This is a genomic window from Pseudomonas sp. Ost2 (assembly GCF_018326065.1).
Classification (GTDB): Bacteria; Pseudomonadota; Gammaproteobacteria; order Pseudomonadales; family Pseudomonadaceae; genus Aquipseudomonas; species Aquipseudomonas gingeri.
This window is the reverse complement of record NZ_AP021904.1, coordinates 45,120-71,108: the sequence shown is the minus strand read 5'-3', so window position 1 is coordinate 71,108 and position 25,989 is coordinate 45,120. Positions and strand designations below refer to the sequence as shown.

The 25,989-nt window shown below is 64.0% G+C and carries 27 protein-coding genes; 11 read left to right on the top strand and 16 right to left on the bottom strand.

Annotated features, from left to right (window positions below):
- Positions 1 to 36: 36 nt before the first annotated feature.
- Positions 37 to 924 (bottom strand): LysR family transcriptional regulator, encoded by an 888-nt coding sequence (locus KI243_RS00355; protein ID WP_177087410.1) that lies wholly within the window; start codon positions 922 to 924, stop codon positions 37 to 39.
- Positions 925 to 1,032: 108 nt separating this feature from the next.
- Between KI243_RS00355 and KI243_RS00350 the strand changes: the two genes are divergently transcribed.
- A complete protein-coding gene (locus tag KI243_RS00350) occupies positions 1,033 to 1,458 on the top strand; it encodes a VOC family protein (RefSeq protein ID WP_017129214.1) in 426 nt (141 codons plus the stop codon).
- Positions 1,459 to 1,581: 123 nt separating this feature from the next.
- On the opposite strand, the gene KI243_RS00345 is transcribed toward KI243_RS00350, so the two are convergent.
- Genes KI243_RS00345 through KI243_RS00325 form a run of 5 tightly spaced genes read right to left on the bottom strand, consistent with a single transcriptional unit; the run spans position 1,582 to position 5,496 of the window.
- Entirely contained in the window at positions 1,582 to 2,217 is a 636-nt protein-coding gene (locus KI243_RS00345) for an SCO family protein (protein ID WP_177118826.1), read from the bottom strand.
- Complete coding sequence (gene cyoE / locus KI243_RS00340) at positions 2,214 to 3,113, bottom strand: heme o synthase (RefSeq protein ID WP_177062051.1); 900 nt, start codon at positions 3,111 to 3,113, stop codon at positions 2,214 to 2,216. Before cyoE ends, KI243_RS00345 begins: the two co-directional genes overlap by 4 nt.
- Positions 3,101 to 4,180, bottom strand: a complete 1,080-nt coding sequence (locus tag KI243_RS00335; protein WP_017129217.1) for a COX15/CtaA family protein — start codon at positions 4,178 to 4,180, stop codon at positions 3,101 to 3,103. Before KI243_RS00335 ends, cyoE begins: the two co-directional genes overlap by 13 nt.
- Before the next feature lie 10 nt (positions 4,181 to 4,190).
- A complete protein-coding gene (locus KI243_RS00330) occupies positions 4,191 to 4,784 on the bottom strand; it encodes a hypothetical protein (protein ID WP_042936994.1) in 594 nt (197 codons plus the stop codon).
- Positions 4,750 to 5,496, bottom strand: coding sequence for an SURF1 family protein (locus tag KI243_RS00325; protein ID WP_042936995.1), 747 nt, complete (start codon positions 5,494 to 5,496; stop codon positions 4,750 to 4,752). Before KI243_RS00325 ends, KI243_RS00330 begins: the two co-directional genes overlap by 35 nt.
- A 71-nt stretch (positions 5,497 to 5,567) precedes the next feature.
- Here KI243_RS00325 and KI243_RS00320 point away from each other — a divergent pair, with 71 nt between their 5' ends.
- Positions 5,568 to 5,771 (top strand): twin transmembrane helix small protein, encoded by a 204-nt coding sequence (locus KI243_RS00320; protein WP_017129220.1) that lies wholly within the window; start codon positions 5,568 to 5,570, stop codon positions 5,769 to 5,771.
- Positions 5,772 to 5,782: 11 nt separating this feature from the next.
- Here the strand turns inward: KI243_RS00320 and KI243_RS00315 are convergent, their stop codons facing one another.
- From KI243_RS00315 to coxB, 4 genes are all read right to left on the bottom strand, one after another.
- Positions 5,783 to 6,679, bottom strand: coding sequence for a cytochrome c oxidase subunit 3 (locus tag KI243_RS00315; protein ID WP_017129221.1), 897 nt, complete (start codon positions 6,677 to 6,679; stop codon positions 5,783 to 5,785).
- A 34-nt stretch (positions 6,680 to 6,713) separates the two neighbouring features.
- Entirely contained in the window at positions 6,714 to 7,262 is a 549-nt protein-coding gene (locus KI243_RS00310; RefSeq protein ID WP_017129222.1) for a cytochrome c oxidase assembly protein, read from the bottom strand.
- Positions 7,263 to 7,278: 16 nt separating this feature from the next.
- Positions 7,279 to 8,868, bottom strand: coding sequence for a cytochrome c oxidase subunit I (gene ctaD / locus KI243_RS00305; protein ID WP_017129223.1), 1,590 nt, complete (start codon positions 8,866 to 8,868; stop codon positions 7,279 to 7,281).
- Positions 8,869 to 8,947: 79 nt separating this feature from the next.
- Entirely contained in the window at positions 8,948 to 10,075 is a 1,128-nt protein-coding gene (gene coxB / locus KI243_RS00300) for a cytochrome c oxidase subunit II (RefSeq protein WP_042936996.1), read from the bottom strand.
- 359 nt (positions 10,076 to 10,434) lie between these two features.
- Between coxB and KI243_RS00295 the strand changes: the two genes are divergently transcribed.
- Positions 10,435 to 11,085 (top strand): hypothetical protein, encoded by a 651-nt coding sequence (locus KI243_RS00295; protein ID WP_017129225.1) that lies wholly within the window; start codon positions 10,435 to 10,437, stop codon positions 11,083 to 11,085.
- Between the two features lie 15 nt (positions 11,086 to 11,100).
- Here the strand turns inward: KI243_RS00295 and KI243_RS00290 are convergent, their stop codons facing one another.
- The 3 genes from KI243_RS00290 to KI243_RS00280 form a co-directional block, all read right to left on the bottom strand.
- Complete coding sequence (locus KI243_RS00290) at positions 11,101 to 12,639, bottom strand: SulP family inorganic anion transporter (protein WP_017129226.1); 1,539 nt, start codon at positions 12,637 to 12,639, stop codon at positions 11,101 to 11,103.
- A 95-nt stretch (positions 12,640 to 12,734) separates the two neighbouring features.
- Positions 12,735 to 13,466, bottom strand: a complete 732-nt coding sequence (locus KI243_RS00285; RefSeq protein ID WP_017129227.1) for a carbonic anhydrase — start codon at positions 13,464 to 13,466, stop codon at positions 12,735 to 12,737.
- A gap of 263 nt (positions 13,467 to 13,729) precedes the next feature.
- The gene (locus tag KI243_RS00280) at positions 13,730 to 14,788 is read right to left on the bottom strand and encodes a PA0069 family radical SAM protein (protein ID WP_177087402.1); all 1,059 of its coding nucleotides are present in this window, start codon (positions 14,786 to 14,788) and stop codon (positions 13,730 to 13,732) included.
- 173 nt (positions 14,789 to 14,961) lie between these two features.
- Between KI243_RS00280 and KI243_RS00275 the strand changes: the two genes are divergently transcribed.
- The gene (locus KI243_RS00275) at positions 14,962 to 15,606 is read left to right on the top strand and encodes a tyrosine-protein phosphatase (RefSeq protein WP_177109195.1); all 645 of its coding nucleotides are present in this window, start codon (positions 14,962 to 14,964) and stop codon (positions 15,604 to 15,606) included.
- Here KI243_RS00275 and KI243_RS00270 read toward each other — a convergent pair.
- Positions 15,584 to 16,531: a LysR family transcriptional regulator gene (locus KI243_RS00270; RefSeq protein WP_177118827.1), complete on the bottom strand. Its 948-nt coding sequence runs from the start codon at positions 16,529 to 16,531 to the stop codon at positions 15,584 to 15,586. The two genes, KI243_RS00275 and KI243_RS00270, sit on opposite strands and share 23 nt — an antisense overlap.
- Positions 16,532 to 16,742: 211 nt before the next feature.
- On the opposite strand from KI243_RS00270, the gene KI243_RS00265 reads away from it, so the two are divergent.
- From KI243_RS00265 to KI243_RS00245, 5 genes are all read left to right on the top strand, one after another.
- Positions 16,743 to 17,231, top strand: coding sequence for a heme-binding protein (locus KI243_RS00265; protein WP_177087398.1), 489 nt, complete (start codon positions 16,743 to 16,745; stop codon positions 17,229 to 17,231).
- A 73-nt stretch (positions 17,232 to 17,304) separates the two neighbouring features.
- Positions 17,305 to 18,291 carry a helix-turn-helix domain-containing protein gene (locus tag KI243_RS00260; RefSeq protein ID WP_017129232.1) on the top strand — a complete coding sequence of 329 codons (987 nt, stop codon included), beginning with the start codon at positions 17,305 to 17,307 and terminating at the stop codon, positions 18,289 to 18,291.
- A 120-nt stretch (positions 18,292 to 18,411) separates the two neighbouring features.
- Positions 18,412 to 19,698 (top strand): MFS transporter, encoded by a 1,287-nt coding sequence (locus tag KI243_RS00255; protein WP_212810322.1) that lies wholly within the window; start codon positions 18,412 to 18,414, stop codon positions 19,696 to 19,698.
- A 54-nt stretch (positions 19,699 to 19,752) separates the two neighbouring features.
- A complete protein-coding gene (locus tag KI243_RS00250; protein ID WP_103032994.1) occupies positions 19,753 to 21,204 on the top strand; it encodes an aldehyde dehydrogenase in 1,452 nt (483 codons plus the stop codon).
- 91 nt (positions 21,205 to 21,295) lie between these two features.
- Entirely contained in the window at positions 21,296 to 22,246 is a 951-nt protein-coding gene (locus KI243_RS00245; protein ID WP_212810321.1) for a transporter, read from the top strand.
- Between the two features lie 51 nt (positions 22,247 to 22,297).
- Here KI243_RS00245 and KI243_RS00240 read toward each other — a convergent pair whose 3' ends face one another.
- Together KI243_RS00240 and prlC are read right to left on the bottom strand one after the other, a co-directional pair.
- Positions 22,298 to 22,582, bottom strand: a complete 285-nt coding sequence (locus KI243_RS00240) for a YheV family putative zinc ribbon protein (RefSeq protein WP_017129236.1) — start codon at positions 22,580 to 22,582, stop codon at positions 22,298 to 22,300.
- Positions 22,579 to 24,678, bottom strand: coding sequence for an oligopeptidase A (prlC, locus tag KI243_RS00235; RefSeq protein ID WP_177087393.1), 2,100 nt, complete (start codon positions 24,676 to 24,678; stop codon positions 22,579 to 22,581). The genes KI243_RS00240 and prlC overlap by 4 nt, the downstream gene beginning before the upstream one ends.
- A gap of 54 nt (positions 24,679 to 24,732) precedes the next feature.
- Here prlC and KI243_RS00230 point away from each other — a divergent pair, with 54 nt between their 5' ends.
- The gene (locus tag KI243_RS00230; protein WP_177109202.1) at positions 24,733 to 25,281 is read left to right on the top strand and encodes a gamma carbonic anhydrase family protein; all 549 of its coding nucleotides are present in this window, start codon (positions 24,733 to 24,735) and stop codon (positions 25,279 to 25,281) included.
- Between the two features lie 28 nt (positions 25,282 to 25,309).
- Entirely contained in the window at positions 25,310 to 25,954 is a 645-nt protein-coding gene (locus tag KI243_RS00225; RefSeq protein WP_103032993.1) for an HAD family hydrolase, read from the top strand.
- The last annotated feature ends 35 nt before the right edge of the window (positions 25,955 to 25,989 follow it).

Sequence of the window (25,989 nt, the reverse complement as noted above, 5' to 3'; positions counted from 1 at the left end):
CGCTCCGCGTGGGAATGCCGCCCGCGACGCTCTGCGTCACAACAGCAGACGCTCCGCGCGGGAACGATCAGCTTCACTCAGGCACTCCAGCAGGCAATCCAGTGCCGGCTGGCGCTGGGCGCGGCGCAACACCGCGATCAGCTGACGTTCGAAGGTCAGCTCACCCAACTCGATCACCCGCAACTGATCCGCCCGCTGCAACCACAGCCCGGCCCTGGGCACCAACGACACCCCCAGTCCGCACTCCACCATCCGCGCAATCGCCTCGATCTCGTCCAGCTCCAGCACATCGCGCACCTGGATCCGTTGTTCGCGCAGAAACTGGCTGACCAGGCGACCGCCGAACGAACCCCGGTCATAGCGTACGAACGGCTGCTCGGCGAGCAGTTGCAACGGATCGTCGCCCGCCAGTTGCAACGGCGCGATCAGCACAAAGGCCTCGCGGGCCAGCGGGATCGCCAGCAACTCCTTGGGCAGCTCGAAGGGCGGCTTGATCAGCAGCGCCAGGTCCAGCTCGCCGGCATCGACCTGGCTCAACAGATTCAGCGACACACCCGGCACCAGCTTCAGGTCGACCCGTGGCGCCGCCTGCCGAAACCTCGGCAGGGCCTGGGGCAGCAGGCCGGTCTGGACCGTGGCGATGGCACCGATGCGCAGCTCGCCCTGCCATTCCGCCGCGGCAGTGGGCAAGGCCATCGCGCCATACAACGCGAGGATCTGCTCGGCCAGCGGCAGCGCATGGCGTCCGGCGGCATTCAGCACCGCCGCGCGGCCACTGCGGTCGAACAGGCGTACGCCCAGGTGCTGCTCGAGCACGCGCATCTGCGCGCTGACCGCCGACTGGGTCAAGCCGAGCTGCTGGCCGGCCGCGACGAAGGTGCCTTCCCGGGACACGCGGATAAAGGTCTTGAGTTCACGCAGCATGGAACACTTACCTAGCAAAATTATTTGGGCTCGACGGCAAGAATATGCGCTTTTCAACAAAATAATCGTCTCTAGACTGAAAGCTCATTTCCTTTTCCGGTATCCGCCATGGCGCTCTCTCCCTTTCATCTGGCAATCCCCGTCCATGACCTGGCCGCGGCCCGACATTTCTACGGCGACGTGTTCGGCTGCCCGGAAGGACGCAGCAGCGACCATTGGGTGGACTTCGATTTCTTCGGCCATCAGTTGGTGATCCACCACCAGGCCAGGAACGCCGCCCAGGAACAGGCACTGAGCAACCCGGTGGACGGCCACGATGTGCCGGTACCGCATTTCGGCGTGGTGCTGGAGTGGGAGACGTGGGAGGCCCTGGCCGAGCGTCTGAAGGCCAGGGAGACGCGATTCGCGATCGAACCCTACGTGCGTTTCAAGGGGCAGGTGGGCGAGCAGGCCACCATGTTCCTGTTCGACCCGTGCGGCAATGCGCTGGAGTTCAAGGCCTTCAGGGATATCGGGCAGATGTTCGCCAAGTGATCGGCAGAGGCCTCCAGGGCCTTTTCGCGGGCAAGCCCGCTCTCACCATTGACCGCGTCAATCATCCCCACGCGATCCCGGGTGGGAGCGGGCCTGCCCGCGAAAGCGTCAGAACAGCGACCCCTACTGGCGCTTGAGCAGCTCCGGTAACTGCGCCACCAGTTTCTGGTTGTTCAACGGTGCGCGGATAAAGCCGCGCTGGCTGCCATCGGGCCCGACGATCGCCAGGTTGCCGCTGTGATCGACGGTGTAGTTCGGCTTGCTGGTATCGGCCGGGATAAACGGAATGCTCACCGCGTTCGCCAGCTTTTGCAGGTCCTCGATGGAGGACGCCGTCAGCCCCTTGAACTCGGGGTCGAAGTAGCCCAGGTACTGCTTGAGCTGCTTGGGGTTGTCCCGATTGGGGTCGACGCTGACCAGGACGATCTGCAGCTTGCCGACGATGTCCTTGGGCAGCTCACTCTTGATCTGGCGCAACTGGGCGAGGGTGGTCGGGCAGATATCCGGGCAGAAGGTGTAGCCGAAGAACAGCATCGTCCACTTGTCCTTCAACTGGTTGACCTGCACCAGCTGGCCGTCCTGGTCGGTCATCTTCACATCCGGCAGGGAGCGGCTTTGCGGCAGCAGGATAATCCCCGCGTCGATCATCGCCGTGGGATCGCCCTGGCCCTTGCCACTCAGGACCTTGTTGACCGTCAGCCCCAGGACCAGGGCCACCAGCGCGACGAGAATAAAGACGGTTTTCTGGGTTCGAGTCATAGATTCAACAATAGGTAGTGATCGACAAGCAGCGCGATAAACAGCAGGAACAAGTAGTAGATAGAGTACTTGAAGGTGTTGATCGCCGCATGCGGCTGGATGCCACGGTACAGCACCCACGCCCATTGCAGGAAGCGCGCGCCGAGGCCCAGCGCGCAGAGCAGGTAGAGCACGCCGCTCATGTGGATCACGAACGGCAGCAGGCTGACCGCCAGCAGGGCAAAGGTGTACAGCAGGATATGCACCTTGGTGTACTGCTCGCCATGGGTCACCGGCAGCATCGGGATATCGGCCTTGGCATATTCCTCCTTGCGGTGGATCGCCAGGGCCCAGAAGTGCGGTGGCGTCCAGGCGAAGATGATCAGCACCAGCAACAGCGGCTCGGCACTCACATGCCCCGTCGCCGCGACCCAGCCCAGCAACGGCGGTGCCGCCCCGGCCAGGCCGCCGATCACGATGTTCTGCGGCGTGGCGCGCTTGAGGAAACCGGTGTAGATCACCGCGTAGCCGAGCAGCGAGGCGAGGGTCAGCCAGGCCGTCAGCGGGTTGGTGAACGCCAGCAGCACGGCCTGCCCGAGCACTGCCAGGAGCAGAGCGAAGGTCAGCGCCGCCAGTGGCGATACCCGTCCTTCGGCAAGCGGCCGTTTGTGGGTCCGCGCCATGACCGCGTCGATGCGCCGGTCCACCACATGATTGACCACCGCCGCGCCGCCCGCGCACAGGCCGATGCCCAGGTTGCCGAACACCAGCACTGTCCAGGGTACACCGGCACGGGTCGCGAGAAACATGCCCACCAGCGAGGTGATCAGCATCAACACCACCACCTTGGGCTTGGTCAGCTCCAGGTAGTCGCGCCAGATCGCCTGGCGGTGACGCTCACTGACTACAGTCGCCATGGCATTTCTCCTTTTATTGTTATCGGACCGTGGGCGGGTTTGCGCGGGCTGAGCCGCCAGCGCACGGGAGCCTGTTGCCGGACCCGGACCAGGGCGGTCCGTGCGTGGTAGTTGATCAGCACCAGGGTCAGTAGCAGGGCTGCGCCACCGGCGTTGTGGGCCACGGCCACCGGCAGTGGCAAATGGAAGTAGACGTTGCTCAGGCCCAGGCTGATCTGTGCCGCCAGGGCGATCAGCAGCAGCCCGGCCAGCCGGGTCATGCCGACCAGCCGCAACTGCCAGGCCAGCCCCAGCAGCACCAGCGTCACCAGCAGGGCGCCGATACGGTGGGTCAGGTGGATCGCCGTGCGGGCATCGCTGTCCAGCTGGCCGCCGAGATAGTTCGGACCGATATGCTGGGTCAGGTGGAAACCGTTGGCGAAGTCCGCTTGCGGCCACCATTGGCCGTGGCAGGTCGGCAGGTCGATGCAGGCCACGGCGGCATAGTTGGAACTGACCCAGCCACCCAGGGCGATCTGCAGGATCACCAGCAACAGCCCGGCCGTCGCCCAGCGTTGCAGCCGTCGCGGCACGGCCAGTGCCGGCAGCACGCCGGACAGGCGCAAGGTCAGCAGGAACAACAGGCTCAAGGTGGCAAAGCCGCCCAGCAGATGCCCGGTCACCACCTGCGGCCAGAGCTTGAGGGTGACCGTCCACATGCCGAACGCGGCCTGGGCGAACACCACCGCCAGGAGAAACAGCGGCAACTTCAGCGGCTGCCCCTCGCGCCGCCGCTCCATCCAGGAACGAGCCGCCAGCACGACGATCAGCAGCCCGAGGGTCCCGGCGAAATAGCGGTGGATCATCTCGTTCCAGCCCTTGTGGGCCTCGACCGGCGTATCGGGGAAGTGCAGCTCGGCATGGGCCAGCTGGGCCTCGCTCTTGGGCACGCTGATAAAGCCGTAGCAGCCCGGCCAGTCCGGACAGCCGAGGCCGGCATGGGTCAGGCGGGTATAGGCGCCGAGCAGCACGACGATCAGTGCCAGCAGGGTGGCGAACAAGGCGAGGCGAAATCCAGGTTTGGCCATGACGATGCCCTTATCCGATATTCGACAGTTTCAGCAGCTGGCGCAGGTCGTTGAGCAAGTCCTTGCCCTTGACCCGGGCGTCGTAGCGCAGCACCAGGTTGCCGTGGGGATCGATGATCCACAGCTGCGGCGCGCCATTGCCACGGGCTTCCCGGGTGTAAGCGGGAAGGTCGAGCGGGTAGCGTTGCAGTTGCGGGTATTCGCGTTGCAGCTTGGCGGCATAGTCGCTGTCCAGCGGCTGCGCGGTCGCCAGGGCGTGGCTGGCGCGGGAAGCGTCACGACCCAGGCCGATCTGGATCTGCCGCGCCAGGTAGACCAGTTGCTGGCAATCCACCGAGCACTCCTGGGGCGCCGTCACCAGCATCTGCCAGCGTTGCTCGTCGGCCTGCACGCCGAGGTCGGCACGGCCCTGGCCATTGCCGATCAGCTCGCCGTGATAACTGCGGCTCTCCGGTACCCAGAACTGCAACTTGTACATGCCGGTGGCAAGGATCATCGGGCCGATGACCATCAGCACGATCAGGATCAACTGCCAGCGCCCGCGGGCGCGTCCCCCCGGCTGCCGGGCTTCAGCTGTGTTGAGTCGATTCATGGCCGCTCCCATGGTGTTTCTCCCTTGCGTTATGCCATCCGAGGTAGAGGTAAAGGCCGAACAGCGCCAGGGCCATGGCGAACCACTGCACGGCATAGGCGAGGTGTTTCTCCGGGCCCATGCCTTCGGCCACTACCGGCCAACCGGTTTCATAGGCGCCGGGGCCGGGCTCCTGGCGCAGCTCGTAGGCGAAGCCTTCACGACCCAGTTCCGTCCACAGCTTGCCGGGCTCGATCGTCGTCACCACGCGTGGCCAGGGTGCGTTCAGCGGGTCGGCATGGAGCTGGAAGGTGGCGCCCGGGGCGACATAGACCCAGGCGTCGATATTCAGCGCCTGTTCGGGCGTGCCGAAGACCGGCGGCGTGCGCCGTTCCGGCCAGGGCAGCCAGCCGCGGTTGACCAGCAACCAGAGCCCGCTGGCCTGGTCGTGAAACGGCTGGATCAGCTCGACGCCGACCTGGCCATTACGCACCCGGTTATCCAGCAGGTAGCTGTGCCCGGCATCGAACTGGCCGCGCAGTTGCACGCGGCGAAAGGCCGGGTCGGCACTGCCCTTCAACTGCTCGCCACTCAACGGCTCGGCCGTGCGGCGCTGGGCATAACTTTCCAGCAGCACGCGCTTCTGCTCGCCCCGTCCCAACTGCCAGAAACCCAGCAGCACCAGCAGCGGCAGCAACACCAGCACCACCAGGGTCGGTGCCACGCCGGGGCGAAAGCGCCTCACGACGGCACCCCATTGGCAGCATTCGGACTCGCTATACTCAAGTACACGCGCATCTCCCCCGGAGTCTCACCATGCTCAAAGCGGCGATAGTCCTGATGCTGATAGCCACGGTTGTCAGCCTGTTCAGCGGCCTGTTTTTTCTGGTCAAGGACGAAGGACCGTCTCACCGCCTGCTTACCGCGCTGACGGTGCGGGTCGGTCTCGCCGTCGCCACCCTGGCGTTGATCACCTGGGGCTTCTACAGCGGTCAGCTGGTGTCCAACGCCCCCTGGTAACGGCGCCGCGTCTACAGCACGTAGACGAAAACGAACAGGCCGATCCAGACCACATCGACGAAGTGCCAGTACCAGCTCGCCGCCTCGAAGCCGAACTGATGCTCGGCGTTGAAGTGCCCGCGCATGACCCGTACCAGCATCACGAACAGGATCAGCGTGCCGATGGTCACGTGGGCGCCGTGGAACCCGGTGAGCATGAAGAACGTCGCGCCATAGATGCCCGAGCCCAGGGTCAGGCCCAGTTCGTGGTAGGCGTGGAGGTATTCCTCGGCCTGGAAGCCGAGGAACGCCAGCCCCAGCAGCACCGTCAGCGCCAGCCAGATCTTCAGCGCCCCGCGATGGCCTTTCTTCAAGGCATGGTGGGCGATGGTGACTGTCACGCTGGAACTGACCAGCAGGATGGTATTGAGCAGCGGCAGGCCCCACGGGCTGATGGTGGCCTTGGGCGGCGGGAAGAGTTTCGAGTCCGGGTTCTGCAGCAGCGGCCAGACGTTCTGGAAGTCCGGCCAGAGCATATGCGCCAGGCCCTTGGCACCGCCTTCGCCGGCCAGCCATGGCACCGACATGTGCCGCACGTAAAACAGCGCGCCGAAGAACGCGATGAAGAACATCACCTCGGAAAAGATGAACCAGCTCATGCCCCAGCGGAACGAACGGTCCATCTGGGCGCTGTAGAGACCGGCGCGGCTTTCCTTGATCACCGTGCCGAACCAGCCGAACAGCATGTAGGCCAGCAGCAGTCCGCCGACAAAGAAGATCAGCGGGCCATGGGATTCCGGGCGCGCCGCCTTCAGGTCGTTGAACCAGGTGCCCAGGCCGTAGACAGTGGTCAGCATGCCCAGCGTGGCAATGATCGGCCATTTGCTCTGGGCGGGAACGTAGTAATGCTCGTGGGTTGGAGTTGCCATTTTATTGTTCTCCTTATCGGGCACGCTGGATGGCCTACCCGCCCGAGTGGGCCACGGGTGGGTTGCGGGCAGTGATATCGAACAGCGTGTAGGCCAGCGTCAGGTGCTTCACGTCCTTGGGCATGTCACGATCAACGATGAAACGTACCGGCATCTCGATCCGCTGCCCGGGTTGCAGCGTCTGCTGGGTAAAGCAGAAGCACTCGGTCTTGTGGAAGTACATCGCCGCATTGCCGGGTGAAATGCTCGGGATCGCCTGGGCCTTCATCACATGGTCGGTGGGGTTGTAGGCGATGAAGATCATTTCGTTGACCGCGCCGGGATTGACGCTGATCTGGTCGGCCTTGGGATAGAACTCCCAGACCATGTCCACGGCATTGGTCGAGAGGAACTGCACCCCGACCCTGCGCGATGCATCCACCACCTGTTCGCCCTCGTACTGGCCGGCGGTCTTGCCGTTGATGCCGAAGGCCTTGCACATCACGTCGTAGATCGGCACCAGGGCGAAGCCGAAGGCGAACATCGCCACCACCACCAGCAGCAGGCGCGTGACCAGGCGCTTGAGTGCGATCGAGTCGCTCATCGGACAGCCCTCCGTGTCATTTCACTTCCGGTGGCGTGGTGAAGGTGTGGTACGGCGCCGGCGACGGGATATTCCACTCCAGCCCTTCGGCCCCGTCCCATGGCTTGGCCGGAGCCACCGGACCGCCACGGATGCACTTGATCACGATGAACAGGAACAGCAACTGGGTGGTGCCGAACATGAAGCCGCCGATCGACGAAACCATGTTGAAATCGGCGAACTGCAGGTTGTAGTCCGGGATCCGCCGCGGCATGCCCGCCAGTCCCACGAAGTGCATCGGGAAGAAGGTCAGGTTCATGCCGACGAACGACAGCCAGAAGTGCAGCTTGCCGAGGGTTTCGTCGTACATGTGGCCGGTCCATTTCGGCAGCCAGTAGTAGGTCGAGGCGAAGATCCCGAAGATCGCCCCCGGCACCAGCACGTAGTGGAAGTGCGCCACCACGAAGTAGGTGTCCTGGTACTGGAAGTCCGCCGGGGCGATCGCCAGCATCAGGCCGGAGAAACCGCCGATGGAAAACAGGATGACGAACGCCACGGCGAACAGCATCGGCGTCTCGAAGGTCAGCGAGCCTTGCCACATGGTACTGACCCAGTTGAACACCTTGACCCCGGTCGGCACCGCGATCAGCAGCGTGGCGTACATGAAGAACAACTCGCCCACCAGCGGGATGCCGACCACGAACATGTGGTGCGCCCAGACGATGAACGACAGGAACGCGATGCTCGCCGTGGCGTAGACCATCGACGTGTAGCCGAACAGCGGCTTGCGCGAGAAGGTCGGGATGATCGAGCTGACGGCACCGAAGGCCGGCAGGATCATGATGTACACCTCGGGATGGCCGAAGAACCAGAACACGTGCTGGAACAGCACCGGGTCACCACCGCCGGCGGCACTGAAGAAGCTGGTGCCGAAGTGGATGTCCATCAGCATCATGGTCACGCAACCGGCCAGTACCGGCATCACCGCGATCAGCAGGAAGGCGGTGATCAGCCAGGTCCAGACGAACAGCGGCATCTTCATCAGCGTCATGCCCGGGGCACGCAGGTTGAGGATGGTCGAGACCACGTTGATCGCGCCCATGATCGAACTGATGCCCATCAGGTGGATGGCAAAGATGAAGTAGGTCACGCTTTCCGGCGCGTAGGTGGTCGACAGCGGGGCATAGAACGTCCAGCCGAAGTTAGGTCCGCCCCCGGCGGTGAACAGGGTCGACACCAGCAACAGGAAGGCCGCGGGCAACAACCAGAAACTGAAGTTGTTCATCCGTGGCAGGGCCATGTCCGGCGCCCCGATCATCAGCGGGATCATCCAGTTGGCAAGGCCGACGAAGGCCGGCATCACCGCGCCGAAGACCATCACCAGGCCATGCATGGTGGTCATCTGGTTGAAGAACGCCGGCTGCACGATCTGCAATCCGGGCTGGAACAGCTCGGCACGGATCACCATGGCGAACGATCCGCCCAGCAGGAACATGGCGAAGCTGAACCACAGGTACAGCGTGCCGATATCCTTGTGGTTGGTGGTCAGCACCCAGCGCATCAAACCCTTGGCGGGGCCGTGGGCGTGGTCGCCGGCATGGCCATGGTCATCGATCACAGCACTCATGTCCTGTCTCCTGCAAACGGTTGAACCGGGCGGCCGGGGCATGACCCAGGCCAGTTCAGGGCACACGTCATTGACCTGGTCATTTGCTTTCCGCCTGTTTCAGGGCCAGCACGTCTTTCGGCGTGACCATGTCGCCCTTGTTGTTGCCCCAGGCATTACGCTCGTAGGTGACAACCGCGGCGATATCGACTTCGGAGAGCTGTTTGCCGAAGGCCGCCATGGCGGTGCCCGGCTTGCCGTGATAGACGAGGCTCAGGTGACCCTCTTTCGGTCCGGTGGCGATTTTCGAGCCCTTGAGGGCCGGGAACATCGGCGGCAGGCCCTGGCCTTCGGCCTGGTGACAGGCGACGCAGGTGGTGTGGTAGACCTTGTCGCCACGGGCCACCAGCTCGTCGAGGGTCCATTCCTTGGTGGTCAGCTCCTTGAGCTTGGCCGCTTCGGCCTTGCGCTCGCCGAGCCAGGTGTCGTAGTCGGCCTTGGACTTCACCTCGACCACGATCGGCATGAAGCCGTGATCCTTGCCGCACAGCTCGGCGCACTGCCCACGGTAGATGCCCGGCTTGTCGACCTTGGTCCAGGCCTCGTTGACGAAACCGGGGATCGCATCGCGCTTGACCGCGAAGGCCGGCACCCACCAGGAGTGGATCACGTCGGCGGCGGTCACCAGGAAACGCACCTTGACGCCCGCCGGCAGCACCAGCGGCTGGTCGACTTCGAGCAGGTAGTGCTCGCCCTTGGCGGCCTGGTTGTGGATCTGTTCGGCAGGCGTGGCGAGGTTGCTGAAGAACTCGACATCCTGGCCCAGGTACTTGTAGTGCCACTTCCACTGATATCCGGTGATCTGGATGTCCACATCCGATTCACTGGCGTCGTACATCTTGATCAACGTGGCGGTTGCCGGGATCGCCATGGCCACCAGGATCAGGAAAGGCACGATGGTCCAGAGGATTTCCACCGTGGTGCTTTCGTGAAATTTGGCGGCGACCTGCCCGGTGGAACGGCGGTGAAGGATCATCGACCAGAACATGGCACCAAAGACGATGACGCCAATGACCACACAGATCCAGAAGATGGTCATGTGCAGATCGAAGACCGCGTGGCTTACCTCGGTTGCCCCTTGGGTCATATTCGTGGTCCAGGCGGCTTGTGCCTGGCTGAATAACGACCACAACAGGAGGCCCATCCAGACCCGTGGATGTCGCATCATTGCGGGTTCCCCTTATCGTTCTTGTTATCCCGCCGGCTTTCACCTGGGGCAAAGGGGAATGGTCGGACTACGCAAGCGGACCATTCGGTCTTGCCGGAACATGCAGCCGGGCGTCATCAGCTAACTCCATACAAAACCGAGTATAGACAGCGACCGGGACCACGCAACGCGATAAGGAAAATGAACCGGTGATTGGGCCAGAGGCCACGGACGGCGTGGGATAGCGAGAAATGATGGCAAACCGATATAACGCAGACATATAACCATGAAATAATTATGACAAATACGTCTTAGCAACTTTTATAACCCAGCTACCTTATGTTCTCCCTTTTCCCTTTGTTTTCCATCCTGGAGCCTTCATGAACACCGCCGCATTGCGCGAGCAGATACAACGTGCACATCAACACGAGGCCGCTACCGGTCAATTGACGCGCCAACTGGAAGTACAGTTGCCGCACCTTCATCCCGCCATTCAACTACCGGAAGTCGATGCCCAGGGAGTCATGACACGGTTTGTCACCGCTTATATCGATCTGGTCCCTGACCTGCTGGATGCCGCCAATGAAGTTGCCCGCGAAGCGGGTATCGAGTCGCAGATCAAGCCGGTGCTGAAAATCGCCGAGCAGTTTTTCCTGCAACCGCCGACGATCCTCGATGGCCATGTCGGTCTCGACAGCCTGCTGGACGAGGCGTACCTGGCACATCGCCTGGTGGAAGAGGTCAACGATCTGTACATCGTGCATTTTGGTCAGTCGCTGATCCCGTTGAACACCACAGTGGCCAACCTGATCGCCCACCAGCTGATCGGCGAGGACTTCGCCAACCAACTGGATGAAGCGGTGCACCATGCCGTCGATGAAATGCTCGACGAAGAAAGCTTTGCCCTTGAATCGGTGGAAGCCTACCGCGACCGCCTCAACGACCCGGACACCGAGGCCGCGTGGAAGCGCTGGCCGTGCCTGTCCCGCCAACTGGGCGTAGAGCTGGAACTGGAACAGCCAGCCGCCTGACCTTGCCGCTGCGCACTAAGCCGTCGACCCGATACCGGTCGTAGTGCGCAGGCGACCCTCCAGACGCCGTTTCAACCCTCGGGATTCGATCACCAGCCGCGAACCCTTGGCCGCGTTGGCACGTCCCCATTCCTCAAGCAGCTCCAGGCAGGAATGGTCGATATACGTCAGGTTGTTCAGCGGCACATGCACCGTGCTGCCTGGCGGCACCGTCGCCAGCACCTGGGTCAACGCCGGGACCTTGAGAAAGGTCGCCGCCCCCGTCAGTCGCAGCTCCTTTTCCCCCTCGCCCGGCAAATCCACCAGGCTGACTTTCAGTCGCGAGGCCTTCCACGCCAGTTTCGCCAGGGTCAGGCCGAAGCCAATCAGCACACCGGTCAACAGGTCGGTGAAAATGATCGCCAGCGCCGTGACCGCGTAGGTCAGCATCGGCATCCGCCCGTAGCGCGACAAGCCCCGATAGACCTTGAGGTCCACCAGTTTCAGCCCGGTGTAGACCAGCACGCCCGCCAGGCTCGCCACCGGAATGCTTTGCAGCACGCTGGACAGCAACAGCACGAAGGCCAGCAGCCAGAGGCCGTGGAATATCGTCGATAGACGAGTCCGCGCGCCGGCCTGGACGTTGGCCGAACTGCGCACGATCACGCCGGTCATGGGCAACGCGCCGAGCAGGCCGCAGAGCATGTTGCCAATCCCCTGGGCCGACAGTTCACGGTCGAAATCGGAGCGCTGGCCATCGTGCATGCGGTCTACCGCCGCCGCCGAGAGCAGGGTTTCGGCACTGGCGATAAAGGCCACGGCAAAGGCCGCTATCAACAGCGCCGGATCCGCCAGGTTGAGCAGGTCCGCCGGGCGCAACCAGTCGATGGCCTGCGCCAGGTTATCCGGCACCTCCACCCGCTTGACCGGCAAGGCCAGCACCAGGCTCACCAGTGTCGCCAGGCCCACGCCGAGCAGGGCGCCCGGCACGAAGCGCAGGGCATGGGGCTTGAACTTCTCCCACAGCCACATCACCAGGATCGTCAGCAAGCCCAGCAGACCGGCCTGCCAGCCAAGGCCGCCGCCGACCATCGGCAAGGCCTTGCCCAGGGCTTCGGGAAAGCCCAGCAGATTGTCCAGGCCCGAGGGCAGGGGAGCGCCGTCGAACATCACATGGATCTGCGAGAGCACGATCAGCACGCCGATCCCGGCGAGCATGCCGTACACCACCGCCGGGGCGGTGACCCGGAACCAGCAGCCCAGGCGCAGGCGCCCGGCGATCAGTTGCAACAAGCCCGCCAGCAGCAGGATCGGTCCCAGCATGGCGATACCGTGCTGGCGCACCAGTTCGAACACCAGCACCGCCAGCCCGGCGGCCGGACCGCTGACCTGCAACGGCGACCCTGCCAGCCAGCCGACCACCAGGCCACCGACAATCCCGGTGATCAAGCCCTTGGCCGGCGGCATGCCGGAAGCAATGGCGATGCCCATGCATAACGGCAGGGCCACCAGGAATACGACCACGGAAGCCAGCAGCTCCCGGGGTAAAACAGCTTTCAGTTGTGCTGCACGCATGATGAATCTCCTGAGGATTTCTTCAGGCATGGCAAAGCCAGACCGCTCTATGGCAGTCGTGGCAGAACCCTATCGATTGAGAAAAGCTTCAGGCTTCAGAAGCGGGCCTTGGGCGTCGCGCTCGGGATTGGACGAGTGCCGTCCAGAGGCAGGAAACAGCCCCGATCCGCGTCATAGGCTTTGATTTCGCTGGTTTCGATGTTGTAGATCCAGCCGTGGATGAACAGGTGCCCGTTGGCCATGCGCGAGGCCACCGACGGATGGGTGCGCAAATGCTGCAACTGGGCGATCACGTTTTCCTCGGTCAGCACCTGCATGCTTTCGCCTTCATTGGCGCAATCGCAGTTTTCCTGGACCATGGTCTTCGCCACTTCGGCGTGACGCAACCAGGCTTTGACCGTCGGCATCTTTTCCAGGCTTTCGGGGGTCAGCACCGCGCGCATCGCCCCGCAGTCCGAATGCCCGCAGACGATGATGTGCTGCACGCCAAGGGCCAGCACGGCGTATTCGATAGCGGTCGAGACGCCACCGTTCATCTGCCCGTAGGGCGGCACCACGTTGCCGACATTGCGGGTGACGAACAGGTCGCCGGGGGAGCTCTGGGTGATCAGTTCGGGAACGATGCGCGAGTCGGCACAGGTAATGAACATCGCCCGCGGTTGCTGCGCCGTGGCGAGCTTCTTGAAGAGTTCTTGCTGCTGCGGAAAGACTTCATGATGAAAATGCAGAAAGCCATCGACGATATGCTGCAGTGCTGCATCGGCGCTTTCGGTCTCGGGGAGCGCTGAAGCCGACGCAGCCAATGGCTGTTTATCCTTGTCACTCATGATTCATCCTCTTTTCTGACGGATTGAAGGGGATTTTCCTGATTTGGCTTGCTCAGAGCCAGCGTTCTTCGGGTCAGCACGCCCGATTCCTTGAACACTGCCTGTCATTTGTAGGAAACAGGCGAAATCACCATACCCTCAAAAACTTAACTCAAACTGAATCAGAGGCTCTAGGACGGGTGTTCCACATCGCTCGAAGGATTTCCCCTACAACCGATAAAGACAATCGGAAAGCCACGCTACTCCTGCTCCAGCAGCTTACGTCAGAGCAGTGACATCTGCGCTCCCGGCGGGCAGAAAAGACTGCAATCGAGGTTGAATCCTTCCCGGCGGTTCAACCCGAGGCGCTTGAGGGCCTTGGCGAAGCGCTGGGCCAGCAGGTCGGCGAACGGACCTTCACCGCGCATCCGCGCACCGAAACGGCTGTCATACAATTCCCCGCCACGGCTCTGGCGAATCAGGCTCAGGACGTGGGCGGCACGCTGCGGATAATGGGCCGCCAGCCATTCCTCGAACAGCGGCGCCACCTCCAGGGGCAGGCGCAGCATCATGTAGGCCGCGCTCTGGGCACCAGCGGCGTGGGCCTCGGTGAGCAGGCTTTCGATCTCGCTGTCGTTGATCATCGGAATCATCGGCGAGCACAACACCCCGACCGGGATTCCCGCCTCGCGCATCACCCGGATGGCGCGCAAACGCGCCTTGGGCGCCGCCGCCCGGGGTTCGAGGATGCGCTTGAGCTCGTCGTCCAGGGTCGTGAGGCTGATCATCACCGCCACCAGCCGCTGCCGGGACAGTTCCACCAGCAGGTCGAGGTCCCGCAGGATCAGCGAGCCCTTGGTCACGATCGTCACCGGGTGCCGGTAGCGCAGCAGGACTTCGAGGGTACTCCGGGTCAACCGATGCTCGCGCTCGATAGGCTGGTAGGGGTCGGTGTTGGAGCCCAGGTTGATCGGCGCGCAGCGATAACCCGGCTTCGACAACTGCTGCTCCAGCACCTGCGGCGCATTGCTCTTGGCGATCAGCCGCGTCTCGAAATCCAGGCCCGGCGACATGTCCCAGTAGGCATGGCTGGGCCGCGCATAGCAGTAGATGCAGCCATGCTCGCAGCCGCGATAGGGATTGATGGAACGGTCGAAGGGCAGGTCGGGGGAGGTGTTGCGGGTGATAATGGTCTTCGCTGTCTCGATGCGCACCTCGGTGCCCTGGGTCAGCGGGACTTCCTGGTACCAGCCGTCGTCCTCGGCCACCGAGCGGTTCGGCGCGAAGCGGTTGTGCGGGTTGGTCGCCGTGCCACGGCCACGGGGCGGGAGAGGGGTGGACATTGGAGAATGCTCCATTACTGTATCTATATACAGTAATGGAGTCGGGCGATTCTGCCTAGCACCGTCGGGCAGGCGCCCCCGTCCCGATCACAAATCTTTGACGCCCGCCTCACAGGCTCTTGACCGACGCCAGGACATGCTGTGCCCATTGTCCCTCTCTCGGTCACTTTCCCATGTCGCTGCTCCGTACCCTCTCCGCCCTTGGCCTGGCCCTGACCACCCTGCTCCTGCTGCCCCTGGCCCAGGCCGACAGCGCGCCCGCCGAACGTCCGGCTCAATGGGCCCAGCCCGTCGGCGACAAGTACAACCTCAACGAAATGAGCCCGACGCTCTACCGCAGCGCCCTGCCGGACAAGGACGCCTTGCCGCTGCTGGAGCGGTTGAAGATCGGCACGGTGATCAACTTCCTGCCGGAGTCGGACTCCAGCTGGCTGTTCGCGCCAGGCATCAAGCAGGTGCAACTGCCGTACCGGACCAACCACGTCGACGATGCCGACGTACTGGCCGCGTTGCGGGCGATCAAGGACGCGCAGGCCAACGGTCCGGTGCTCATGCACTGCAAGCACGGCTCCGACCGCACCGGCCTGATGGCCGCCATGTACCGCGTGGTCGTCGAGGGCTGGAGCAAGGAAGACGCGCTGAGCGAGATGACCCAGGGCGGGTTCGGTGACAGCTCGCACTTCAAGGACGGCATCCGCTACATGATGAAGGCCGATATCGAGAAACTGCGCACGGCCCTGGCCAACGGCGATTGCAGCACCAGCCCGTTTGCCACCTGCAACGTGCAGAACTGGTTCAAGTCGGCCAACGCCCACTGACCAGGGCAGGCCTGCCGCTGATCCAGGGCAGGGGTGCCTGAAGCTGCTCCAGCAGGAAGTCGATCAGCACCCGCACCTTCTCCGGCGGCTTGCGCGCCCCCTGGAACACCGCAAACACATCATGCAGCCCGAGGGGCGGATGATTCAGTTGCAGGGCCACCAGGCGGCCGTCCTGCAAATGCTGGTGCACCATGAACAAGGGCTTGTAGATGATGCCGTAGCCTTCGAGCGCAGCGGCAACGATCGCGTCACCGTTGTTGATGGACAAGGTCGCGCGGATCGGCACCGAGCGTTCGCCCTGTGCCCCGAACGTCCACCGGCGCGGACCCAGGTGTTCCGAAAGCGTATAGCCGATGCAGTTATGGTTGATGAGTTCCTCGATCGTCGCGGGCACCCCGCTGCGCTCCAGGTAGCTGGGCGCCGCGCAGACCACCAGCTCGCAAGGAGCCAGGCGACGCGCGCGCAGGGTATTGCTTTTCAGCTTGCCGATCCGGATGACCAGATCCCACCCCTCCTCGACGAGGTCGACGCGCTTGTCGTCGAGGCTCAGGTCGATGTTCAGCCCGGGGTAACGCTGGGAGAACCCGGCCAGCAACGGCGCCAGGATCCGATGCCCGAACGACGCCGGGGCATTCAATCTCAGCAAGCCGCGCACGGCCGCGTCATCGGCAGCGGCGTCCTCTTCCAGCGCTTCGATATCCCGCAACACCCGCGTCACGCCCGCCAGATAACGCTCGCCGGCGGCAGTCAGTTTCAAGCCGCGGGTGCTGCGCAAAAACAGCTTGATATCGAGTTGCTGTTCGAGGGCGGCGATGTGCTTGGTGGCCAGCGTCTGGGAAATTGCCAGGGACCTGGCCGCCGCCGACAGGCTCCCGGAGGAGGCGACACGGGTAAAGATCTGCATTCCGGTGATTCGATCGAGCATGCTTTCCTCCTCGGGCAGCCCCCCTTGCCGCACGCTGCCGGGCACCGCTGTCCAGCATCGATACTATGCCTTTTACGCGTGGTCCAGGCATACCCGGCTCACTCTGTAGGAGTGAGGCATTCCGCGCAAGGCGGCTCTTCTCCACACTGTCGGCGACGGCGATGATGAAAGGGGTGCCTTTGGCACAATGCCCTGAGAACGAGATCAAGCCATGCCTCTTTACCGTCGCCCGAAGCCCTCCTACCTCGCTGTCTGCGCCACCCTGAGCCTGTCGCTGGGCCTGCTGACGAGCCCGCCAGGCATGGCCGCGGAGCTGAGCCTGAAGTCGGCGACCGCCGCCATCGAGGCCGTCGGTCACGAACCGGCGTTCCACCCGGACCGGGTCGCCATCAGTATCGTCGATGCCGGTGGGCACCTGCTGTACTTCACCCGTCCCGCCAGCGTACCGAGCGGCATGGGCGATGCGGCGACGAAGAAGGCCCGGACCGCGGCCGCCTACGGCATGGATACGAAGGTGCTGGAGGATGCCGTGCAGCAGGGCAACACGACTTACCTGGGACTGCCGGGAATCCTTGCGCTACGGGGTGGGTTGCCGGTCCTTGCCCAAGGTCGGTTGCAGGGGGCCATCGGTGTCGCGGGGGCGAACTCCGATGACGATGCCGCACTGGCCGGGGCCATCCTCCAGGCGCTGGCCCGCTAGCGCACCACAGCCGAATGCCGGGACCGCTGCGCCGATAAAACAACAATAAACCGCAAGCCGGGAGAAATGCCGAATGACGCCATCTTCTCAGTTCAACACGGTGGGAACCCTCAGGGAAAAGCTCGACCAGTGGAGCAACCTGATCTGGGACGTGGTCGGTCGACTCGATACCCAGGTGATCGGTGACGGCCCTTTCGAGGCCTCGGCCATGTTCGGTCACGCCGGAACCCTGCAGTACTGCCGGCTGGACGCCACGCCCCACAGGGTCGAACGTGGCCAGGCGATGATCTCCCGTGACGATCGCGACCTGGTCAAGCTGGTGGTGCAGCAACGTGGGCGGGCGATCTTTGCCCAGGGCGACCGCGAGGTATGCCTGGAGCCGGGCCAGTGGGCGCTGTATGACACGCGGCGCCCCTACAGCGTGACCAACCTCACGCAGGTTCGCCAACTGGTCATGCTGGTACCACGCTCGGAACTGGGCCTGCGCCATGGTGCAGTCGGCGCCCTGACCGCCCGCGGCTTCGGCCGGTGCGCGGGTATCGAACGCATGCTGCCGACCTATCTGGCACGGCTGTTTTCGGAGATCGACGAAGTCGAGCACAGTTCCCGCGCCGAACTCGGCACCATCGCCACCCATCTGCTGCGCATGGCCTTGCTCGAATCCGGGCACAAGTCGGCAACGTCCTCCAGCCGCGAGATCCTGCGTTTGCAGGTCCACGACTTCGTGCAACAGAACCTGATGAACCCGCAGTTGAACGTCGAGTTGATCGCCAGCCGCTTCCGCTGCAGCAAACGCAACCTGCACAAGGCATTCAGCGACGACGAGAGCACCCTGGCCCAGTTCATCTGGCAGTCGCGCCTGGAGCGTGTCCGCGACGCCTTCGGCGACGGTCGCCTGGCCAGCCGCTCGGTCACCGAAATCGCCTATCAGTGGGGGTTCAACAATGCCGCGCATTTCAGCAAGGCGTTCAAGGCCCGGTTCGGTCTGACCCCCACCCGCTATCGGGCCGATGTCCTGTCGTCGATAGCTGTGCCCGACGTGTCGAACGCCACTCACTGAGGCGGCGTTCACGCTCGACAAACCCGGCGTTCCCTGGCGGCAAAGCACCGCGCGGGCAACGCCGTAATCTCCCCGATGCGTGCCCGCGACAGAACGGGCGGGCCGCTTCCGGAGAGAAAAATGAATAACAATAATCAGACATCCGCCACACCGCACAACTCGCGATACGAATGGAAAGCCGTCCTCCTGCTGGCCCTGGGCTTTGGCCTGGTGGGCCTGGACCGCTGGATTCTCGCCCCGCTGTTTCCCGCCATGATGCAGGACCTGCACCTGAGCTACAGCCAGCTCGGCACGCTGGTGGGCGCCCTGGCCCTGGCCTGGGGAGCCTTCTCCATCCTGATCGGCAACGTGTCCGACCGGGTCGGCCGACGCGCCATCCTGATCCCCGCACTGCTGATCTTTTCCGTGCTGTCGGGCTTCTCCGGAATGGCCACCGGCTTTCTCTCGCTGCTGCTGGTCCGTGGCGTGATGGGGGCCGCGGAGGGCGCCTTCTGCCCGGTCAGCGTGGCCGCCACCGCCGAGGCCTCCCACCCGCGCCGACGCGGCCTGAACCAGGGCCTGCAACTGAGCACCTTCGCCTTGTTCGGTTTTGGCATCGCACCGATTCTCGCCACGCAACTGCTGGCCGTCGTGCCGTCCTGGCGCGAGGTGTTCATGCTCGTCGCCCTGCCGGGGCTGGTGGTGGCCTATCTGCTCTATCGCGTGTTGCGCGAGCCGCCACACCTCACCCGCCAGGCACGCGCCGCAACGCTGGCGGCCGACAGGCCGTCATGGCTGCAGGTGCTCAAGTCACGCAATGCGCTGCTGGCCGCTGCCTGCCTGTTCTGCACCATGAGCTGCGTATTCGTGATGGGCGCGATGGTCCCCAGCTATCTGGTGGACCAACTGCACCTGACGCCCGCCACCATGGGTTTTGTCCTGTCCGCGATGGGCTGGGGCGGGTTCCTCGGTGAGTTCGCCATCTCGGGACTGTCGGACATCATCGGCCGGCGGCTGGCGACCGTCATCGCGTTTATCGGCGCCGCGATCGGTACCTGGTGCTTTTTCCATGCCCCGGCGGACAGCGTGACGCTGTTCATCTGGCTGGCGCTTACCGCGTTCTTCGGCCTCGGCCTGGCTTCCATCCTCACCGGGCCCATCCCGACCGAGGCCGTATCCCCCCAACTGACTTCCTCGGCCATCGGTTTCGTCTCCGGAGCCGGCGAGTTCTTCGGCGGCGGCGTGGCCCCGGTGATCGCCGGCTTCGTCGCCCAGCACTTCGGGATCGGCCAGGTGTTCTGGATTCCCATGGTCGGCCTGGCCATCGGCACCTGCCTGGCGCTGCTCCTGCGCGAAACCGCGCCACGCCTTGTCCAGGCCGCGACCGAACGCACCCGGCGCAAGGAAGCCGGGACCGTGGCGCCCTGAAACCGGCGAGACACGGACCACGCAATCGCTTCTTCCCAACCAGAGATTCGCAAAATGTCGAACACCCTGTTACTGATCAATGGCGAGCTGCGGCCCGCCTCGAACGGTGCGACCTTCGTGCGCCACGACTTTGTCGCGGACACCGTGGCCACCACCGCCGCCGCCGCCACCCTCGACGACACCGCCAGCGCGGTCGAAGCCGCCGCCCAGGCCTTTGTCAGCTGGTCGCGGAGCGGCCCGGACTACCGGCGCAACCTGCTGCTGGAGGCAGCCCGGGAGCTGCTTGGCCTCAGCGCGGAACTGACGGCGGCGATGGCCCGGGAAACCGGTGCCACGCAGGGCTGGGCCACGTTCAACATCGCCCTGGGCGCATCGATCCTGCGCGAGGCGGCCTCGCTGACCACGGCCGTCCGGGGCGAAACCATCCCGTCGGACATGCCCGGCTGTTTCTCGATGTCGATCCGCCAGGCCGCCGGCGTCGTGCTGGGGATCGCTCCCTGGAACGCGCCAGTGATCCTCGGGGTGCGGGCAATCGCCACGGCACTGGCCTGTGGCAACAGTGTCATTCTCAAGGCCTCGGAAGCCTGCCCACAGACGCACTCGCTGATCGGCCAGGCCTTTCTGCGGGCGGGGTTTCCCAAGGGGGTGGTGAATGTCCTCAGCAACGCCCCGGAGGACGCCGGCGCCATCGTCAATGCCCTGATCGATGCTCCGGCGGTGCGACGCGTGAATTTCACCGGGTCGACCCGGGTCGGCCGGCTGATCGCCGAACGTTGCGGGCGCCAGCTCAAGCCGGCGCTGCTGGAACTGGGCGGCAAGGCGCCGTTGCTGGTGCTCGATGATGCCGATCTCGAAACGGCCGTGGATGCCGCGATCTTCGGCGCCTTCATGAATCAAGGACAGATCTGCATGTCCACCGAGCGGGTCATCGTCACCCCTGGCATCGCCGAAGCCTTTGTCGAACGCCTGGCACAGCGGGCCATGGCATTGCGCGCAGACGACCCGCGCAAGCACTCGACGCCACTGGGCTCGGTCATCGACCCCCAGGCCGCGGAGCGGGTCCGGACACTGATCGCCGATGCCCTGGCGGCCGGCGCGACACGCCTGGCCGGTGACGACGGGCAGGGCGTGCTGATCCCGGCGAATGTCATCGACCAGGTCACCCCAGCCATGCGGCTGTATACGCAGGAGTCGTTCGGGCCGGTGGTTTCGGTGATCCGGGCCAAGGACCAGGAAGACGCGATCCGCATCGCCAATGACAGCGAATATGGCCTGTCAGCGGCCGTGTTCACCCGCGACATTTCCCGCGCGATGGACGTCGCCGGGCGGATCCGCTCGGGAATCTGCCACATCAACGGCGCCACGGTCCACGACGAACCCCAGGCGCCGTTCGGTGGCCTGGGGGCTTCGGGCCATGGTCGCTTCGGTGGCGAGGCCGGGGTCGCCGAGTTCACCGACCTGCGCTGGCTGACCATCCAGCAGCAACCGCGCCATTACCCGCTGTAACTGCGAAAAGACCACCGCAACCCACTGCCTTCCATGCGCTCGGCCGACGGCTGCCGGGCGTATGACCGGCCACTAATAAGAAGATCGAACCATGACTATCAGACACATCGGCATCGCCACCACACTCTGTGCCTCGCTCGGCCTGATCAACACTGTGCAGGCAACGGAAACCGGAGGCGGTGTGTATCCCAACGGTGCAGAGAACTACCTGGCCGGGGCACTGCCGCCGCCCGGTCTCTATGAGCTGACCTACCTGACGCAATACAGCGCCAACCGCTTCAATGACGGCAACGGCCATTCCGGCTTTCTCCCGGACTTCAAGGTCCGCGCCGATGCATTGGTCTCGCGAACCGTCTATGTCAGCGACAAGACCTTCATGGGCGCGAACTGGGGCGGCCACCTCATCGTCCCGCTGGTGGATCTGGAGGTCGATGCGGCGGGGGTCAACGATCATCGCCGGGGTGTCGGGGACATCACCGTGAACCCGCTGATCATGGGCTGGCATTTCGACAACGGTCTGCATCTCACCACCGGCCTGGACATCAACGTGCCCATCGGCAGCTACGATCGCAACGCCCAGGCCAACTTCAGCCGGCACTACTGGAACTTCGAACCGGTCGTGGCGTTTGCCTATTACGACCCCGACGGCTTCGCCCTGGACATGAAGTTCATGTACGACTTCAACCAGAAGAACACCTCCGCCCAGATCACCGGGCTGAACCCGACCGGCAGCGACTACCGCTCCGGGCAGGAATTGCACGTCGACTTCGCCGCCGGCTACAACATCGACCAGTGGCAGGTGGGGGTCTCGGGCTATTACTACAAACAGACCACCGACGACCACGTCAGCGACCGGGCGACGCAGGATGTCATCGACAGCCTGGACGGCCTGAAGGGCCAGGCCTTCGCCCTGGGACCGGCGATCAGGTACAACGCCGGACCGGCGCAGATAATCGCCACCTGGCAGCACGAGTTCGAAAGCGAATATCGGCCCCAGGGCGAAAGACTGTGGCTGAAATTCATCATCCCGTTCGGCAAATAGGAACGCGGTCTCCCGGGCGCGAAACGCCTCGGGAGACCGGCACGCGGGAGGTTACTTGTCCTCGGCCTTCTTCAGCTTCGGATTGGGGAAAAACTGCACGGTCTGGACTTTCTTGTCGGCGACCTTCACCACCGGCGTGTTGACCCGCGTGCCCAGCTCCCTGGGCACCGACAAGCCTTGCTCGTTCAGCGTATCGGCATAGCCACAGGCCACGCACTCGCGGTGCGGAACGTCGTCTTCGCTCCACATCATCAGCTTGTCCTGCTCGCTGCACGCCGGGCAGACCGCCCCGGCGATAAAGCGCTTCTTGGTCCTGGTCACGGGTGCCTCACTCATGCTGCCGCGTCCTCACTCAGGCCGCTGTGGCGCAAGAGTGCGTCAATCGACGGCTCACGGCCACGGAAGTCGACGAACAGCACCATCGGCGCCTGGGAGCCACCACGAGCCAGGATGGCCTCGCGGAACGCGCGACCGGTCTCGGCGTTGAGCACGCCTTCTTCCTCGAACCTGGAGAAAGCATCGGCCGACAGCACTTCAGCCCACTTGTAGCTGTAGTAACCCGCCGCGTAACCGCCGGCGAAAATGTGCGCAAAGCTGTTGGGGAAACGGTTGTAGGCCGGCGGACGCATCACCGAGACCTCGTCGCGCACGCCCTCGAGGACCTGCGCCACGCTGCGGCCGTCGCCGTGGGTGGCGTGCAGTTCGAAGTCGAACAGCGAGAACTCCAGCTGGCGGACCATCATCAGGCCGGACTGGAAGTTTTTTGCCGCGAGCATCTTTTCCAGCAGGTCCTGGGGCAGTGGCTCACCGCTTTCGTAGTGGCCGGAGATCAGCGCCAGGCCTTCCGGCTCCCAGCACCAGTTCTCCATGAACTGGCTCGGCAATTCCACCGCATCCCAGGCCACGCCATTGATGCCGGAGACACCGGCGTGCTCGACGCGGGTCAGCAGGTGATGCAGGCCGTGGCCGAATTCGTGGAACAGGGTGGTCACTTCATCGTGGGTCAGCAGCGCGGGCTTGCCGCTGTCGGCCGGGGCGAAGTTGCACACCAGGTTCGCCACCGGGCTCTGCAGCACGCCATCGACGGTACGGCGACGGTCGCGGGCGCCGTCCATCCAGGCACCGCCACGCTTGTTGGCGCGGGCGTAGAGGTCGAAGAAGAAGCGACCGACATGCTGGCCGTTCTCCTTGATCTCGAACAGGCGGACATCCGGGTGCCAGGTGTCGAAGCCTTTCTGCTCGGCGATCTCGATGCCGTACAAGCGCTGGACGATGGCGAACAGGCCGCCGAGTACCTTGTCGATCGGGAAATAGGCGCGCAGGGCTTCCTGGGAAACGCTGTAGCGCTGTTCACGCAGCTTCTCGCCGTAGAACCCGCTGTCCCAGCTTTGCAGTTCGGCACAGCCCTGCTCGGCGGCGTAGGCCCTGAGCTGTTGCAGGTCCTGGGCGGCAAACGGCTTGCTGCGCTTGGCCAGGTCGCGCAGGAAGGTCAGCACCTGGTCGCTGGAGTCGGCCATCTTGGTCGCCAGGCTCAGCTCGGAGAAACTGGCGAAGCCGAGCAATTGCGCCAGCTCCTGGCGCAAGTCGAGGATTTCCTGCATCACCGGGCCGTTGTCGTTCTGGCCGGCGTTCGGGCCCTGGTCCGACGCACGGGTGCAGTAGGCGGCGTACACCTCTTCGCGCAGGGCGCGGTCCTCGGCGTAGGTCATCACCGCGTAGTAGCTCGGGAATTCCAGGGTGATCAGCCAGCCGTCGAGGCCCTTGGCCTGGGCGGCGGCGGCCATCTGTGCCTTGGCCGAGGCGCTAAGCCCGGCGAGGCCGGCCTCGTCGACAATGTGTCTGGTCCAGGCCTGGGTCGCATCGAGCAACTGGTTGGAGAAGCGGCTGCCCAGTTCGGACAGCTTGCTCTGCACTTCGGCGTAACGCTTCTGCTCGGCCTCCGGCAGGTCGATACCCGAGAGCCGGAAGTCACGCAGGGAATGTTCGAGAATAGTCTTCTGCGCCACGTCGAAGCCGGCGGCCTCGGGGCTGTTGGCCAGCGCCTCGAAGGCCTGGAACAGGGCGCGGTTCTGGCCCAACTCGGTGGAGTAGGCGCTCAGGGCTGGCAGGCAGGCCTCATAGGCTTCGCGCAGCTCGGCGCTGTTGCACACGGCGTTGAGGTGGCTGACCGGACTCCAGGCGGCGCCCAGGCGGTCATTGAGCTCGTCCATGGCCAGGACCAGGCCGGCCCAGCTCGGATTTTTCCCCTGGCTTTGCAGGATGCCTTCGATGGCGGCACGGTTGTCGGCGAGAATCTGCTCGATGGCCGGTTGCACGTGCTCGGCACGGATCGCCGAGAACGGCGGCAGGTCGTAGGACTGCAGAAGAGGGTTGTTCGCGCTCACGGTGGGTACCTTGGCTGGAGAAACATGTAAGAACAAAGATGGGGCCATCTTAATTACAATCAATGCCTACCGCAGCTATCAGCAACAGAGAGAGAGCCTATCGTGACCCTTCGCACCTATCAGAATCACACGCCGACCCTTGGCGCCGGGGCTTTTGTCGATGCGTCGGCGGTGGTGATCGGCGATGTCGAGATCGGCGCCGACAGCTCGGTGTGGCCGCTGACGGTGATCCGTGGCGACATGCACCGCATCCGCATCGGCGCCCGCACCAGCGTGCAGGATGGCTGCGTGCTGCACATCACCCATGCCGGGCCCTTCAATCCAGAGGGTTTCCCGCTGCTGATCGGCGACGACGTGACCATCGCCCACAAGGTCATGCTGCACGGTTGCAGCGTCGGCAGCCGGATCCTGATCGGCATGGGCAGCATCGTCATGGATGGCGCGGTGATCGAGGACGAGGTGATCGTCGGTGCCGGCAGCCTGGTACCGCCGGGCAAGCGCCTGGCCAGCGGCTTTCTCTATGTCGGCAGCCCGGTGAAGCAGGTGCGCGCCCTGACGGACAAGGAGAAGGCTTTCTTCACCTACAGCGCCTCGAACTACGTGAAGCTCAAGGATCAGCATATCGCCGAAGGCTACCATCGGGCCGACTGATCGTTTTTTGTACAGATTGGGGTATTTCATGCACTACCAGACGATTTTGTTCGACCTCGACGGCACCCTGACCGACCCGCGCGAGGGCATCACCCGCTCGATCCAGTACGCCCTCGGCAAGCTGGGCATCGACGAGCCGGACCTGAGCAAGCTCGAACACTTTATCGGGCCACCGCTGTTGCAGGCGTTCATGCAGTTCTACGGTTTCGACGAGGCCAGGGCCTGGGAAGCGGTGAATTTCTACCGCGAGCGTTTCAAGGTCACCGGGTTGTATGAAAACCGGGTGTTCGATGGGGTCACGCCCTTGCTGGAAACCCTCGGCGGACAAGGCCGCACCCTGTACATCGCCACGTCCAAGCCCTGGGTGTTCGCCCGCGAGATTGCCCGGCATTTCGATTTTGCCCGGCACTTCAAGATGATCTACGGCAGCGAACTGGACGGCACCCGGACCGACAAGGTCGAGCTGATCGCCCACCTGATCGCCGAGGAAAAACTGGAGCCGGGCAATACGCTGATGATCGGCGACCGCAAGCATGACCTGATCGGCGCCCGACGCAACGGCCTGGATGCGGCGGCGGTGGGTTATGGTTTCGGCAGCTTCGCGGAGCTGGAGGGCGAACAGCCGGCGTATCACTTCCAGACCCTGGCCGACCTGCATCGGGCGTTTGTGTAGGGCGCCAGGGCGAGTCGCCTTCTTTCGCGGGCAAG

Bases quoted from the DNA above. Each gene is read 5' to 3' on its own strand.
- KI243_RS00335 (WP_017129217.1), bottom strand. From the start codon at position 4,180: ATGGCCAAACCTGGATTTCGCCTCGCCTTGTTCGCCACCCTGCTGGCA.
- KI243_RS00270 (WP_177118827.1), bottom strand. From the start codon at position 16,531: ATGCTCGATCGAATCACCGGAATGCAGATCTTTACCCGTGTCGCCTCC.
- KI243_RS00255 (WP_212810322.1), top strand. From the start codon at position 18,412: ATGAATAACAATAATCAGACATCCGCCACACCGCACAACTCGCGATAC.
- KI243_RS00260 (WP_017129232.1), top strand. From the start codon at position 17,305: ATGACGCCATCTTCTCAGTTCAACACGGTGGGAACCCTCAGGGAAAAG.
- KI243_RS00275 (WP_177109195.1), top strand. From the start codon at position 14,962: ATGTCGCTGCTCCGTACCCTCTCCGCCCTTGGCCTGGCCCTGACCACC.
- KI243_RS00265 (WP_177087398.1), top strand. From the start codon at position 16,743: ATGCCTCTTTACCGTCGCCCGAAGCCCTCCTACCTCGCTGTCTGCGCC.
- ctaD (WP_017129223.1), bottom strand. From the start codon at position 8,868: ATGAGTGCTGTGATCGATGACCATGGCCATGCCGGCGACCACGCCCAC.
- KI243_RS00310 (WP_017129222.1), bottom strand. From the start codon at position 7,262: ATGAGCGACTCGATCGCACTCAAGCGCCTGGTCACGCGCCTGCTGCTG.
- KI243_RS00315 (WP_017129221.1), bottom strand. From the start codon at position 6,679: ATGGCAACTCCAACCCACGAGCATTACTACGTTCCCGCCCAGAGCAAA.
- cyoE (WP_177062051.1), bottom strand. From the start codon at position 3,113: ATGGCGACTGTAGTCAGTGAGCGTCACCGCCAGGCGATCTGGCGCGAC.
- KI243_RS00355 (WP_177087410.1), bottom strand. From the start codon at position 924: ATGCTGCGTGAACTCAAGACCTTTATCCGCGTGTCCCGGGAAGGCACC.
- KI243_RS00245 (WP_212810321.1), top strand. From the start codon at position 21,296: ATGACTATCAGACACATCGGCATCGCCACCACACTCTGTGCCTCGCTC.
- KI243_RS00330 (WP_042936994.1), bottom strand. From the start codon at position 4,784: ATGGGAGCGGCCATGAATCGACTCAACACAGCTGAAGCCCGGCAGCCG.
- KI243_RS00285 (WP_017129227.1), bottom strand. From the start codon at position 13,466: ATGAGTGACAAGGATAAACAGCCATTGGCTGCGTCGGCTTCAGCGCTC.
- KI243_RS00290 (WP_017129226.1), bottom strand. From the start codon at position 12,639: ATGCGTGCAGCACAACTGAAAGCTGTTTTACCCCGGGAGCTGCTGGCT.
- KI243_RS00280 (WP_177087402.1), bottom strand. From the start codon at position 14,788: ATGTCCACCCCTCTCCCGCCCCGTGGCCGTGGCACGGCGACCAACCCG.
- KI243_RS00295 (WP_017129225.1), top strand. From the start codon at position 10,435: ATGAACACCGCCGCATTGCGCGAGCAGATACAACGTGCACATCAACAC.
- KI243_RS00250 (WP_103032994.1), top strand. From the start codon at position 19,753: ATGTCGAACACCCTGTTACTGATCAATGGCGAGCTGCGGCCCGCCTCG.
- coxB (WP_042936996.1), bottom strand. From the start codon at position 10,075: ATGATGCGACATCCACGGGTCTGGATGGGCCTCCTGTTGTGGTCGTTA.
- KI243_RS00350 (WP_017129214.1), top strand. From the start codon at position 1,033: ATGGCGCTCTCTCCCTTTCATCTGGCAATCCCCGTCCATGACCTGGCC.
- prlC (WP_177087393.1), bottom strand. From the start codon at position 24,678: ATGGCCCCATCTTTGTTCTTACATGTTTCTCCAGCCAAGGTACCCACC.
- KI243_RS00320 (WP_017129220.1), top strand. From the start codon at position 5,568: ATGCTCAAAGCGGCGATAGTCCTGATGCTGATAGCCACGGTTGTCAGC.
- KI243_RS00345 (WP_177118826.1), bottom strand. From the start codon at position 2,217: ATGACTCGAACCCAGAAAACCGTCTTTATTCTCGTCGCGCTGGTGGCC.
- KI243_RS00240 (WP_017129236.1), bottom strand. From the start codon at position 22,582: ATGAGTGAGGCACCCGTGACCAGGACCAAGAAGCGCTTTATCGCCGGG.
- KI243_RS00225 (WP_103032993.1), top strand. From the start codon at position 25,310: ATGCACTACCAGACGATTTTGTTCGACCTCGACGGCACCCTGACCGAC.